At 75.5% G+C, this 12,764-nt stretch carries 10 protein-coding genes and 2 pseudogenes; 6 read left to right on the forward strand and 6 right to left on the reverse strand.

Going from position 1 to position 12,764, the window contains the following annotated elements:
* Window positions 1-100: 100 nt before the first annotated feature.
* Complete coding sequence (locus tag A3CO_RS35680; RefSeq protein WP_157647410.1) at window positions 101-1,099, reverse strand: helix-turn-helix transcriptional regulator; 999 nt, start codon at window positions 1,097-1,099, stop codon at window positions 101-103.
* Between the two features lie 406 nt (window positions 1,100-1,505).
* On the opposite strand from A3CO_RS35680, the gene A3CO_RS0110810 reads away from it, so the two are divergent.
* The gene (locus A3CO_RS0110810; protein WP_018332259.1) at window positions 1,506-2,153 is read left to right on the forward strand and encodes a response regulator; all 648 of its coding nucleotides are present in this window, start codon (window positions 1,506-1,508) and stop codon (window positions 2,151-2,153) included.
* A gap of 73 nt (window positions 2,154-2,226) precedes the next feature.
* On the opposite strand, the gene A3CO_RS39010 is transcribed toward A3CO_RS0110810, so the two are convergent.
* Window positions 2,227-3,225 (reverse strand): helix-turn-helix transcriptional regulator, encoded by a 999-nt coding sequence (locus A3CO_RS39010; protein WP_211214443.1) that lies wholly within the window; start codon window positions 3,223-3,225, stop codon window positions 2,227-2,229.
* 783 nt (window positions 3,226-4,008) lie between these two features.
* On the opposite strand from A3CO_RS39010, the pseudogene A3CO_RS39990 reads away from it, so the two are divergent.
* Together A3CO_RS39990 and A3CO_RS35690 are read left to right on the forward strand one after the other, a co-directional pair.
* Window positions 4,009-4,374: pseudogene (locus A3CO_RS39990) on the forward strand (transglycosylase family protein); the annotation flags it as partial.
* Between the two features lie 122 nt (window positions 4,375-4,496).
* Window positions 4,497-5,117: a hypothetical protein gene (locus A3CO_RS35690; RefSeq protein ID WP_018332262.1), complete on the forward strand. Its 621-nt coding sequence runs from the start codon at window positions 4,497-4,499 to the stop codon at window positions 5,115-5,117.
* Window positions 5,118-5,121: 4 nt separating this feature from the next.
* On the opposite strand, the gene A3CO_RS0110830 is transcribed toward A3CO_RS35690, so the two are convergent.
* Entirely contained in the window at window positions 5,122-7,194 is a 2,073-nt protein-coding gene (locus A3CO_RS0110830) for an amylo-alpha-1,6-glucosidase (protein ID WP_018332263.1), read from the reverse strand.
* A gap of 246 nt (window positions 7,195-7,440) precedes the next feature.
* Between A3CO_RS0110830 and A3CO_RS35695 the strand changes: the two genes are divergently transcribed.
* Window positions 7,441-7,938: a hypothetical protein gene (locus A3CO_RS35695; RefSeq protein WP_018332265.1), complete on the forward strand. Its 498-nt coding sequence runs from the start codon at window positions 7,441-7,443 to the stop codon at window positions 7,936-7,938.
* A gap of 29 nt (window positions 7,939-7,967) precedes the next feature.
* On the opposite strand, the gene A3CO_RS0110845 is transcribed toward A3CO_RS35695, so the two are convergent.
* Complete coding sequence (locus A3CO_RS0110845; RefSeq protein ID WP_018332266.1) at window positions 7,968-8,525, reverse strand: chorismate mutase; 558 nt, start codon at window positions 8,523-8,525, stop codon at window positions 7,968-7,970.
* A 91-nt stretch (window positions 8,526-8,616) separates the two neighbouring features.
* Between A3CO_RS0110845 and A3CO_RS0110850 the strand changes: the two genes are divergently transcribed.
* Window positions 8,617-9,639: an arabinose dehydrogenase gene (locus A3CO_RS0110850; protein ID WP_026204483.1), complete on the forward strand. Its 1,023-nt coding sequence runs from the start codon at window positions 8,617-8,619 to the stop codon at window positions 9,637-9,639.
* Here A3CO_RS0110850 and A3CO_RS34955 read toward each other — a convergent pair.
* Window positions 9,636-10,381 (reverse strand): annotated as a pseudogene (locus A3CO_RS34955) (SDR family NAD(P)-dependent oxidoreductase). The gene A3CO_RS0110850 and the pseudogene A3CO_RS34955 sit on opposite strands and share 4 nt — an antisense overlap.
* Window positions 10,382-10,386: 5 nt before the next feature.
* Window positions 10,387-11,727, reverse strand: coding sequence for an MFS transporter (locus A3CO_RS0110860; RefSeq protein WP_018332269.1), 1,341 nt, complete (start codon window positions 11,725-11,727; stop codon window positions 10,387-10,389).
* Window positions 11,728-11,898: 171 nt separating this feature from the next.
* On the opposite strand from A3CO_RS0110860, the gene A3CO_RS0110865 reads away from it, so the two are divergent.
* Window positions 11,899-12,687 carry an enoyl-CoA hydratase/isomerase family protein gene (locus A3CO_RS0110865; protein ID WP_018332270.1) on the forward strand — a complete coding sequence of 263 codons (789 nt, stop codon included), beginning with the start codon at window positions 11,899-11,901 and terminating at the stop codon, window positions 12,685-12,687.
* Window positions 12,688-12,764 lie beyond the last annotated feature (77 nt).

Raw genomic sequence — 12,764 nt, forward strand, 5'->3', positions numbered from 1 at the left:
CATGGTGGCCAGCTGCGCGCCGGGCCGACACCCGCCGTCACGGGCGCGGGGCGTCGGACGTGCGTCTGGTGGCCGGGCCGTGCGCTGGATGGACCCGTGCTCAGCGGGGGAGGACCGCGCTGGGCGACGTCCCGTAGGTCCGTCGGTGGGCGGCGGAGAACCGTCCGCTGTGGGTGAACCCCCAGCGAGCGGCGATGCGGCCGACGGTGTCGCCGCCCGTCGGGTCGGCCGCCTGCAGGTCGAGGTGGGCGCGGTGCAGGCGGACCCGGCGCAGGTGGTCGAGGGGTGTCTCGTCCCGGTGGCGGCGGAAGGCGATCTGCAGGGCCCGGGGGCCGACTCGCGCCGCCGCCGCGATGTCACCGAGGGTGATGGGTTCGGCGGCGTGCTCGTCGATGTACGCGACGGCCCGCCGCACGGTCACCGGAGCGGTGACACCGGCCGTCGGCGCCCCCGGGTCGGACACGGCGTCGAGGGCGCTGTTCGGGAACACCGCGACCGCCGCGGCCGCCAACGCGTGCACCGCCTGGATCCGGACGAGGGGCTCGGCGAGCAGGTCGTCGTCGGCGAGGACCTCGTGGACCACCTGCTGCAGCGTCGCGGTCCAGTACCGCGCGAGGGCGGGCGAGATCGCGTGCGGCGCGTGGAACCGCACGGACTCCGGGGCGATGCCCGCGACGGCGGCCGCCGCCTCGGCGACGACCGCGAGGTCCAGCCGCACCACCCGCAACGAGACGTCCTCGGTCCCGACGGTGTGCGACGTGCCCGGCCGGACACACAGCGGGACGGAGCCCTCGACGGCGACGTCGTGCCGACCGTCCTCGAGGCGGTAGCGACCGCGGACGGGGTGGACGATCCACACGCCGCCGCCGGTCCCCGGGATGCGGGTCAGGTGCGAGGACCCGGCGTAGATGCGATCGATCCCCAGGGCACCCACGGACAACGACGTGATGTCGAGGACGTACCGGCGCGACGGCCCGGTCAGGTCGAACGTCACGTCCGGGTAGTCCCGGGCGAGGTGCGTCCTGGCCCGACCGACGTCGGTGGTCGTGAAGAACTCGCGGCGGACGGCCGCGGGCGCCGGAGGTCGCTGATCGTCCATCTCCGGTCGCTCCATCCCGCCCCCCGGGTCCCCGACGGCGAACGACTCGCCCGGTCGGCCGATCTGGGCCGGGTCCTCCTCGACGTCGAGGAGCGGGCGGGTCCGTCCGAAGGGGTGATTCTGGGATCCGCGATGCGCGCGGGGCAACGATCCACAGCGCCTCGTTCGCAGGATGAACAGTGGATGCGCTTCACGACCCCGTTGATCGGGCGTGCGCAATGCGGCGGACCATCGCGGGTCATCCGGCGCACCGCCGGTCCGGCAGGCGAACCCCCCGTCCCGAAAGGACTCCGGCAGGAATCGGTTGCGCCCGTCGGACGGATCGGCGACCGGATCGCCGGGTCCAGACTGACTGACGCCACGGGCCGCTCGGCCCCGGCGACGGGAGGGTCGGGAGGTGACGTGCGTGGTCCGCGTGTTCCTGGTCGACGACCACGAGGTGGCCCGTCGGGGGGTCAGACACCTGCTGGAACGCGAGGAGGACCTCGAGGTCGTCGGCGAGGCGGACGATCTCGCGGCCGCCCGGGCCCGTCTCCCGGCCCTGCGCCCGGAGGTGGTGGTCGTCGACGTCCGCCTGCCCGACGGGAACGGGATCGACCTGTGCGCCGAGGTCCGGGACCTCGACCGGCCGCCGGCGACGGTGGTGCTCACCGGCTTCGAACACGAGGCGGACGTGCTCGACGCGGTCCTCGCCGGCGCCTCGGCGTTCCTGGGCAAGACCGTTCGCGGCCACCGCATCGTCGAGGCCGTCCGCGAGGCGGCCGCCGGACGCTCGGTGCTCGACGAGCGGGCCGCGACGATCGTGATGGACCGGCTGCGCAACGACGCGGCCAACCCGGACCCGATGGCCTCGCTGACCGAGCGGGAACGCAGCGTCCTCGCGCTCGTGGGGGAGGGGCTCACCAACCGCGAGATCGGGACGCGGCTCCACCTCACCGAGAAGACGATCAAGAACTACGTCTCGGATCTGCTCGCGAAGCTCGGGACGCCGAGCCGGGTCCGGCTCGCGATCCTCGCCGCGGACCGCAGGATGCGCACGGGGTCCGCAGCCTGACCGGGCCGTGATGGGGAGTCCTGCCCACCGACGGTCGAGGGCGGTCGGACGACGCGGTCGGAGGGTGCGGCCGTCATGCGCGCAGGGTGTGGGCGGGCGAGACCCCGTAGGCGCGGCGGTAGGCGGTGGCGAACCGCCCGCTGTGCGCGAAGCCCCAGCGCGCCGCGACCTCGGCGACGGTGGCACCGGCGGTGGGGTCCGCCTGCTGCAGATCCCGGTGGGCCCGACGGAGCCGGACCTCGCGCAGGTGGTCCGACGGCGTCTGGTCACGGTGGCGGCGGAAGGCGACCTGGAGGGCCCGCGGGCTCACGCCGGCCGCGTCCGCGATCTCCCGGATCGACAGGGCCCGGTCGGCGTGCGCCTCGATGTGGCCGATGGCGCGCCGCACCGAGGCCGGGGCGGTCCAGCCCGGGGACCGCCGTGCCGGGTCGGTGACCGCGTCGAGGGCGGAGTTCGGGAAGACCGCCAGCGCCGCCAGGGAGAGACCGTGGACGACCTGGGCCCGCAGCAACGGTTGGTCGCGGGCCCCGTCGAGGGCGCGGACGGTGGCCACGGCCGCGCGGAGGCTGGCGGCCCAGTGGCGGGCGTGCGCCGGGGAGACGGGACGTGACCGGTGGAAGACCAGCCGCTCGGGGGCGATCCCGGTGGCGTCGGCGGCGACCCGTCCGAGCGTCGTCCCGCCGAGCCGGACCACCCGCTCGGCGAGATCGGTGGTGCGCATGCGATGCACGCGGTCGGGGGCGAGGAGATAGGCGTCGCCGGGTCCGAGCCGGGCCTCGTCGCGGCCGTCGTCGGCCGCGAGCGAGCCGCCGCGCAGCAGGATGATCACCAGCCCGTCGTCGGGCAGGGTGAGCCGGTTGAGGTTCTCGGAGCCGTAGTAGAGCCGGTCGAGGCCCACCGGCCCGAGTTCGCCCGGCACGCCGTCGAGGTCGACCGAGGAGGAGTCGACCACGAACCGTCGGCTCGGCCCGAGCAGTCGGGCGCTCAGGTCGCCGTAGGCGCGGGCCAGGATCGTCCGTGCCTGGTCGAAGTCGATCGTGGTGGACGACGTCCGTCGGACGCCGTGCCTCACCGGTCGGACCGTCATCCCGTCGGCCTGCGTCACCGCCCCCCCGATCACGTCGCGGCCGCTGTGGTCTCCGGGTCCGCGCCCCTCCTGGCCGTCCGGAGACCGTGGCAGTCCCGATCGACCCGGAACAACGACCTCGTGGAGCGGTCACGGCTCGCCGGGGCTGTCCTGCCGGGCCGATCTTCGCGCTGCGTCCGGCGCGGTTCGTCCCTCGGCCCACACCATGCGGCGGGAGGACCTCCGGACCCGCACCACGGCTGACCCCGAGGCGGCGCCGCTGCACCCGGCCTCCGGCGACCATCATCCCGGCAGTCGATCCGCACCCGGACGGTCGCTCCCGCCGCCCCGGGCGGACCGCGGTCGCGTGCCCTGTTCGTGCGCGTCGGATGACGACGATCCGTTCCCCGAAGTACCTGTCGCCCGGCGGTGTCGTGGCCTCGTCGAACGTCCTTCCGGCCCGGTGTGGCGCGGGTCGCCCGGCGGACCGCCCGACCGCTCGCGGCGCCCGCCCGGCGTGACCGACGCGCGGCGGCCCACACCGACCTGAGAGCCGTGCTCGCAGGTGGCCCAGCGGCCTGCGCGATCACGCCCGCGTGGGCCCGCTCGTCGCGTCGCGGGCGCGCCCCGGCCCGACCGTCGCCGTCCGGGACTCAGCCCCGCCGTCGCCGTCGCGCGCCCTGCCTAGCGTCGCGGCCCGGACGACGACCGCCCGGTCGGAGCGCGTGGAACCGCTCCCGCCCCACCGCGGTCGCCGTCGCCCGGGGTCGGCATCGACCTCGGTCCGCGATGACGAGAGGTCCTCCCATGCCCCGCACGCCCCTGTCCGTCCGCACGCGCCTGCGTGGCGCCACCGCCACCGTGCTCGGCGGCGCCGCCCTGTCCGCCGCCGTCGCCCTCGGCGCCGCCCCCGCCGCCCAGGCCGCCCCGTCCGTGAACTGGGACGCCGTCGCCCAGTGCGAGTCGTCCGGCAACTGGGCCGCCGACACCGGGAACGGCTTCTTCGGCGGACTGCAGTTCACCTCCTCCACCTGGCAGGCCTTCGGCGGGAGCGGGAACCCGCAGGACGCGTCGCGGGAACAGCAGATCGCGGTCGCCGACCGGGTCCTCGCGGGCCAGGGCATCGGCGCCTGGCCGGTCTGCGGCGCGCGCGGCCTCTGAGTCCCGACGGCGGGTCCAACGGCCCGCCGACCGGGGACCGGCGCCCCGCCCGCCGGGCGTGGTCGCGGTGGTGACATGTCACCGCGACGACCACGGCGACCTCGGAGGTGCCCGCGATGGACGGGGAGCGACACACCAGCACGGTGCCGGAGGGCCTCCCGGTCCTCGCGGCGGGCCGCCATCGCAGCCCGGACCGCGGCTCCTGCGTGATGGAGTACGTCTCGGTGCTCGCGGGGATGCCGTGGGGCGATCGGCCGCGCTGCACCGACCGCACGCTCGCGGAGCTCGCCTGGCGGGTCAACGACGACGTGCGCGCCGACGCGCGTCCGGCGCTGGCCGAGCTGGCGCCCCGCCTGGTCGGGGCGGTCGGCCGCCGCTCGGCGGCCGACGTCGTCGTCGCCGCGGTCGCCGAGGTCGCCCTCGAGCTCGCTCCGGGCGACCGGGTCGCGGCGCGGGTGCGGCGTCGGGCGCGGGCACGCCTCGCCCGTCGTCCGCGGTGGCCGTGGCTGCGGGCGGTCGCCCGGGCGGTCGGTGGGACCGGGCTGGACGACGCGTACCTCCGGGTGATGTTCGCGGTCCACGGACTCGGGCGGCCGGAACGCGACGCGGCCCGGCTCCGGGCGCTGCACGCGGCCACGGAGGCCGTCCGCCGCCACGTGGGCGCCCGGGAGGCCCCGCGACCGGGCCCGGTGGCGACGCGCCCGTGCCCCGTGCCGGGTGGCGTCGGCGGCCGGTGAGGGATCAGTCGACCGGGACGACCCGGAGGCCGTCGTCGAGGAGCCCCGCGACCGACCAGCCACCGGCCTCGACGGCGAGGTCGACGCGGTGGTCCCCGATCCGCACGCCCCGGACGGCGAACGGGAGGTGCTCGGCGGGCAGCACGGGGCCGCAGCGCACGGCACCCGCCGGCACGTCCGGGTCGAGCCGCAGCAGCGCACGGACCAGCGCCACCGGCGCCGCGGCCGCCCACGCCTGCGGCCGGCACGAGGTCGGGTGGGGGACCGGGACACCGAACTCCGACCGGTCGAACCCGCAGAACAGCTCGGGGAGCCCGTGGTCGAGGACCGTGGCGGCATCGAGGAGCGCCCGGGCCAGCCGACGGCCCTCGGCGACGAAGCCGTACCGGACCAGACCGGCTACGCACAGCGCCGTGTCGTGGGGCCAGACCGAGCCGTTGTGGCAGCTCGTCGGGTCGTAGCCGCCCATCGTGCTCGCCAGGGTCCGGATGCCCCAGCCGGAGAACATCGCGGGGGAGAGCAGGTGGTCGGCGACGGCGCGCGCGTGCTCCTCGTCGACGACCCCGGTCCACAGGGCGTGGCCCATGGTCGAGGCCATGGCGTCGACCGGCCGCTTCGTGCCGTCGAGGGCGAGCGCGAAGCAGCCCCGCCGGGGTAACCAGAACCGCTCGTTGAACCGCCGGCGCAGGGCGCGGGCCCGCTCGCGCTGGTCGCGGGCGACCCCCGTCTCGCCGAGGGCGTCGGCCAGCGTCGCGCGGGCGCGGTGCGCCGCGTAGCCGTACGCCTGCACCTCGGCGAGGGCGATCGGCGGCTCGGCGGGCCGGCCGTCCGCGAAGCACACGGCGCCGTCGGAGTCCCTCCAGCCCCCGTGGCGTCCTCCCTCGGGGGACGCGGCCCGGTGCTCCACGAGCCCGTCCCCGTCGGGGTCGCCGTCGTCCCCGGTCCACGCGAGGGCCCGGTCGGCGTGCGGGACGAGCGCCTCGATCTCGGTCGTCATCCCCGTCCACCGCGCGAGCTCGCCGAGGACGACGACGAAGAGCGCCGTGGCGTCCGCGGTGCCGTAGTCCGTGTCGCCGGCCACGGGGGCGACGGGGCCGGAGGACGCGAAGCGGATCCCGTGCGGGATGCGCCCGGGCTGCTCCTCGGTGCCGGGGTCGGTGCGGCGGCCCTGGTGGTCGGCCAGGGTGCGCAGCGTGCCGAGGGCCACCTCCGGGTCGACGGGCAGGAGCATGTGCGCCGTCAGCAGCGCGTCGCGGCCGACGAGCGTCATTGACCAGGGGACACCGGCGGCGAGGAGGGTCCGCCCCGGGTGGGCGGGGTCGACGATGCGCAACGCGGCGAGGTCCGCCATGCCGCGGGCGAGCGCACTCGCGAGGTCGCGGTCCGCCGTCTCGATCCGGGGCGTGGCGACGGTCGACCGCACGGGCCGGGCCGGGCGCCGGGCCGGCGCGCCCGACGGCCGGGTCGCGAGGAGCCGACGGTCGCCGACGACGACGTGCACGGTGACGGCCGCGTCCCACCGCCCGCGGGCGGGGACCTCCGCGTGCCACTCGAGCACACCGGGACGCGCCAGGGCACCGCCGTGCCCCCACACCTCCACCCGGTGCTCGTGCCCGTGCCGGTGGCCGCGGACGAGCAGGTGGCCCGGGCCGTCGACCGCCGTGGCCTCCTCCGCGGGACGGTCGTGCCCGGCCTTCACCGCGGACCGGTCCGCGAGGTCGACCCCCACGGCCAGGGTGACCGTGCAGCGCCGGGCGTGCGCGGTCCCGTTGCGCAGCGAGAACTCCTCGTGCATCCCCTCGTCGACCCGGCGCCGACGCACGAGCAGCAGCGCGGGCCCGCCCACGCCGTCGGGTGGTACGCGCAGGAGCACCGTTCCCGACGCCGGGTCCTCGGTCCCGGCGTGCACCGGGTCGCCCGCGCGCCCGTCGACCCGCAGCGTCCAGCGGCTGACGACGCGGAGACCGCGGACGAACAACCCGTGCGGACGGTCGGTGAGCAGGTCGCCCGACGCGTCGCCGACGCAGAACGTCGTCCCGTCGGCGAGGGTCAGACCGCCGCGGTCGAGGGCGGGCACCGCGACCTCCCGACCGTCGTGGCGGGGGCACCGGCGCGGACGGCGTCGATCCCGGCCGGCACCGCGAGGTCACGTTCGATCATGCGCGGCAGTCCACCGCCGGCGCGCCGCGAGGACCACGGTCCGACGGCCCCGCCGTGACCGCCGGAGGGCCCGTGGTCTCCACCCTCCCTCCACCCGGGGGTCGACGCCCCGGGGACGCCGCCCGACGACGCTGGTCCCCACCACGGACGGAAGGGGCGGGACATGAACGGGGCGTTCTCGGCGGTCATCGGGGTCGCGGTGCTGGGCTGGGTGATCTGGAACCAGGTGCGGGTCCGGGAGTTCACGCCGCGGCGGGTGCGCATCGCGGGCGTCCTCGGGATCGTCGGCGTGGTCGAGATCGCGCAGGCCACCGGGGTGGCGCAGGTGTCCACCCTCGGGTGGGCGCTCCTGGCGACCGGCCTCGTCGTCGGGGCGGTGCTCGGCGTGCTGCGGGCGGCGACGGTCAACCTGTGGGTCGCCGACGGCAGGGTCCTCACCCAGGGCCACTGGGTCACCGCCGCGCTGTGGCTGCTCGGCATCGGCGTGCACGTGGGACTGGACGCCCTGGCCGGCGTGGTCGCGCCGTCGGCGGCGACCCTGAACTCCTCGAGCATCCTGCTGTTCATCGCGGTCGGCCTCGGGACCCAGGGGCTCGTGACCATGCAGCGGGCGCGCGCCCTGCCCGGCGCGCCGGCGATGACCCTCGAGCGGGTCCGCTGAGCACGACGGTGCCGCTCCTGAGGGTGGACTCAGCCGCAGAGGGAGCGGACGGCCCGCTCGAGACCGCGGCGGTGCAGCGTGTCGAGCGAGCGCGCGGCCGCGACCCGGACCGCCGCGGAGGTCACCGCGCCCCGGCAGGCCGGACCGGTGCGCACGGGCTGTGCGGCGGCCAGGGCGTCGATGAGGCGTGGGGTCACGGCGTCGAGGGTGGTGCGGACGCCGGCCAGGTCGGGGGAGGTGCGGGGCGCGGTCGCCGGGCGGTCGGTCCAGGCCTCGAGCAGGCCGTACTGCACGACCTTGCTCGCCGCGATCTGGTCGCCCATCACCGCGGTCACCACCGCCGGGTCCAGCCGGCGGGCGGCGCCGGCCGCGGTCGCGGCGTCGAGGACGACCTGCTCCCGCGGCGGGTCCTCGACGGCGCCCTTCGAGAGGTACTTCGAGGCGGCGACGGCGTCGGCGGTCGCGAGCCGGTCGGCGACCACCGCGACGACGGGCGCCCAGGCGTCCGCCGCGGCGTCCGGTCCCGTCGTGGCGCCGCACCCGGCGCAGCAGGCCAGGAGGGCGAGGAGGACCACCCGACGGATCACGGAACAGCAGGGTAGGTGGCCGCCCGGACTCCCGACCACGGCGGGCTCCAACCTGAACTAAGCTCGGTTCAACTCTCGACGAGGAGGTCGCGTGCTCGCGTATCGGATGACCGCCCCCGGATCGGCCGAGCTGGTCGACGTGCCGCCGGCCGAGCCCGGCCCCGGACAGGTGCGCCTCGAGGTTCTCGCCGCGGGTGTCTGCCACTCCGACCTCGCCGTCCTCCACGGCGGGGCCGCCGCACGGTGGACCCTGCCGTTCACGCTCGGCCACGAGGTCTGCGGACGGGTCGCGGCCCTCGGGGAGGGCGTCGGGGACCTGGCGGTGGGGGAGCAGGTCGTCGTGCACGCCCCGTTCGGGTGCGGGCACTGCCCGCGGTGCGCCATGGGCCGGACCAACGACTGCGACGAGCGGGCGACGCTGCCCGCCGCGGGCCTGGGGCTCGGCATCGACGGCGGCATGGCCGAGGCGATGGTCGTCGACCGGGTCCGGCTCGTGTCCGCCGAGGGCCTGGACCCGGTGGTGGCGGCGACGCTGACCGACGCGGGCCTGACGTCGTACCACGCCGTGCACGGCAGCCGGGAGGCGCTCGCCGGACCGGACCCGCTCGCCGTCGTGATCGGCGTGGGCGGCCTCGGGCACCTCGCGATCGGTCTGCTGCGCGCGCTCGGGACGACGGTCGTCGCGGTCGACACCCGGGAGGAGGCGCTCGGCCTGGCCCGGGAGTGCGGGGCCGACGCCGCCGTGCTCCCGGCCGACGCGTCGGGAACGGTCCCGTCGCGTGGGGCCGACGTCGTGTTCGACTTCGCGGGCGCGCAGAGCAGCCTCGACCTGGCGGTCTCCCTGCTGCGGACGGCGGGGGAGCTCGTCGTCGTCGGGAGCGGCGGCGGCGCCGTGACCGTGTCGAAGCCGGGGGTGCTGCCCTCGGGGGCGGTGGTGCGCGTCCCGTTCTGGGGCTCCCGGCCGGAGCTCACGGCGGTCGTCGGAGCGGCCCGGGGCGGCGCCCTCACGCCCCGGACCACGACCTTCGCCCTCACCGACGCGGACCGCGCGTTCGCGCAGCTCCGCGAGGGGCGGCTGCTCGGACGCGCGGTCCTGGTCCCGGCAGGGATCTAGCGGGCGGCCCAGCCGCCGTCGACGTAGAGCTCCGAGCCGGTGGTGTACGCGGAGTCGTCGCTCGCGAGGAACGCGACGGCGGCCGCCACCTCCTCCGGGTGACCGAGCCGGCCCATCGGGGTGTTGTCGAGCATCGCCCGGTGCCGGTCGGTGCCCTCGAACCGCTCCAGGAGGGGCGCGGTGCCGATGAAGGCGAGCACCACGGCGTTGACCCGCACCCCGCGCTGGGCCCAGTACAGCGCGGCGTTCATCGTCATCGCCCGCACGGCCCCCTTGGCGGCCGCGTAGGAGAAGCTGTTCGCGAGCCCGCCGGTCGTCCCGAGGATCGAGGCGACGTTGACGATCGCGCCGCCGCCGCTGTCCTCGATGAGCGGGCCGACGTGCGCCATGCCGAGCCAGGTGCCGAGCTGGTCGACCGCCACGACCTGGTCCCAGCGTTCGCGGGTCTCGGTCTCGACGGTGCCGAGACTCCCGATGCCGGCGTTGTTGACGAGCCCGTGCGCACCGCCCCACCGGTCGCGCACGCGTCGACCGTGCGGGACCAGCCGTCGGCGTCGGCGACGTCCAGGACGGCGACGAGCGTGTCGCCGTCGAGGGCGTCCGCGAGGTCCTTCAGGGCCCCCTCGTCGACGTCGGTGAGCGCCACCGAGGCGCCCTCCTCGACGAGCCGTCGGGCGATCGCCGTCCCGAGACCTCCGGTGGCGCCGGTCAGCACGACCCGGCGCCCCTCGAGTCCGCGCATCGGGGTCAGCGCTCCGCGGGCACGGGGGGTGTCCCGGCGTCCTCGGCGTGGAAGCCGTTGGCGAGCCGCTCCCCGGCGCTCTCCCGGATGGTGAGCAGCATCAGGAGCCCGACGGCCGCGGCGAGGACGGCGTAGAAGGCCGGGGCGAGGGTGACGCCGGTGGCCGCGACGAGCGCGGCCGCCACGAGGGAGGCGGTCCCGGTCCCGACGATGCCGCCGATGTTGAAGCCGAGGGACACCCCCGAGTAGCGCACCCGCGTCGGGAACAGCTCGGCGTACATCGTGTAGACGACGCCCTGCTGGATGGCGAAGGGCACGTTGAGGACGAGGGCGGCCACGATCGCGAGCAGGAGCGACCCCTGCTGCATGAGCCAGAAGCAGGGCACGGACAGGACGACGAAGCCGAGCATGCCGGTGGCGGCCACCCGCTTGCGGCCGAAGCGGTCGGAGAGGGCGCCGGCCCACGGGATGACTCCGATCGGCAGGACGATGATCAGCACCGTCAGCCACAGGCTGCTGGACAGCGGGTACTTGAGCACCCCCGAGAGGTGCACCACGAGGTAGACCGAGGCGAGGGCACCGGTCGTCAGCGTGGAGTACGCCAGGCCGATGAGCCGCAGCAGGCTCCCCTTGTGCTCACGGACGACCTCCGTGACCGGCGCCTTCGGCGGGGCCGCCTCCTCGACCATCTGCAGGAACAGCGGCGAGTCCTCCACCTTGAGCCGGTAGATCACGGCGGCCACGAGCAGCGGCGCGGCGAGGAGGAACGGGATGCGCCAGCCCCAGCTGGCCATCTGCTGGGCGGTCGTCAGGGCGCTCACGGTGCCCACGACGGCGGCGGCGCCGGCGAGGCCGATCGCGACGCCGATCGAGGTCGCGGACCCGAACAGGCCCCGTCGCTTCGACGGGGAGGACTCGGTGGACAGCGAGACGGCGCCGCCGACCTCCCCGCCCGCCGAGAGTCCCTGCAGCAGGCGCAGGACGGTCAGCAGGACGGGCGCCGCGACGCCGATGGAGGCGTAGGTCGGGAGGAGTCCGGTCAGCGCCGTCGCGACGCCCATGAGCGCGACCGTCGCGAGGAGCACCGTGCGGCGGCCCTTCCGGTCACCGAGGCGACCGAAGATCAGGCCGCCCACCGGCCGGATCACGTACGCCCCGGCGATCACGCCGAGGGTCGACAGCAGGGCGACGAAGCCCTGGGTGGCCGGGAAGAAGAGCTTCGCGAGGACCACCGCGAGGGACCCGTAGATCGCGAAGTCGTAGTACTCGATGGCGGTGCCGACGGCCGCGGCCGTGCTGGCCCGGCGGGCGACCACCTCCCGGTCGGTCCGGGTGTTCGTCGTCATGTGGCGCTCCTTCGCGCTCCGGCGCCGGGGACCCGTCGTCCTCCGACGGGACGTGACGGTAGACACTGAACTGACATCAGTTCAAGTCCCGATTCCGCCGCCGCCAGGGTTGACATCGAACTGGGTTCGGCTCAAGCTTCGACCTGAACTCAGTTCAACTTGGGAGGCCTGATGGCAGTCGAGGACGACATCCAGTTCGAGCGCGACGGGCACATCGCCCGCGTCTGGTTCAACCGGCCGCACAAGCGCAACTGCATCACGGTGCCGATGCTGCACCGGCTCGACGAGATCATCACCGAGATCGAGTCCGACGACGAGATCCGGGCCGTGGTGGTCCGCGGCCGCGGCAACACCTTCTCCTCGGGCTTCGACCTGGACAGCCTGCAGTCGGACTTCATCGGCTCGAGCACCGCGATGGACGTCGCCGTCGTCTCGGCGAAGGTGTGCGACCGCTTCTACAACATGTCCAAGCCGTCCGTCGCGGTCCTCGAGGGCTACGTGACCGCGGGTGGCTTCGAGGTCATGATCTCGTGCGACTTCGCCATCGCGGACGATGCCGCCCTCATCGGCGACTTCCACATCCGCCGGGCCCTGTTCGGCGGCGCCGGCCCGATCTACCGGCTGCCCCGCATGATCGGCATCCGCAAGACCAAGGAGCTCATGCTCACCGGCAAGCTCCTCACCGGCCAGGAGGCCGCAGCGTTCGACCTCGTCAACGCCAGCGCGCCGGCCGACCAGCTGGACGCGACGGTCGAGGAGTTCGTCTCCCACCTGACGGACAAGAGCCCGTTCCAGATGAAGCTCACGAAGATGGCCGTCGACCGCGGTCTGGACGCCGACATCGCGTCGCTGATGGTCCTCGAGCACCTCGCGGTCGGGGTCACGCTGAACTCCGACGACGCCGCCGAGGGCGTGTCCGCCTTCCTGGAGAAGCGCGACCCGAAGTGGACCGGCCGCTGAGCCGGTCGTGATCGACGCCGACGGCCCGCCCGGGCCGTCGGCGGGTCCGCCCGGGCCGACGACGATCCGGTGGGAAG

Source organism: Actinomycetospora chiangmaiensis DSM 45062 (assembly GCF_000379625.1).
GTDB lineage: Bacteria > Actinomycetota > Actinomycetes > Mycobacteriales > Pseudonocardiaceae > Actinomycetospora > Actinomycetospora chiangmaiensis.

Bases quoted from the DNA above. Each gene is read 5' to 3' on its own strand.
- A3CO_RS35680 (WP_157647410.1), bottom strand. From the start codon at position 1,099: ATGGACGATCAGCGACCTCCGGCGCCCGCGGCCGTCCGCCGCGAGTTC.
- A3CO_RS0110865 (WP_018332270.1), top strand. From the start codon at position 11,899: ATGGCAGTCGAGGACGACATCCAGTTCGAGCGCGACGGGCACATCGCC.
- A3CO_RS35690 (WP_018332262.1), top strand. From the start codon at position 4,497: ATGGACGGGGAGCGACACACCAGCACGGTGCCGGAGGGCCTCCCGGTC.
- A3CO_RS35695 (WP_018332265.1), top strand. From the start codon at position 7,441: ATGAACGGGGCGTTCTCGGCGGTCATCGGGGTCGCGGTGCTGGGCTGG.
- A3CO_RS0110860 (WP_018332269.1), bottom strand. From the start codon at position 11,727: ATGACGACGAACACCCGGACCGACCGGGAGGTGGTCGCCCGCCGGGCC.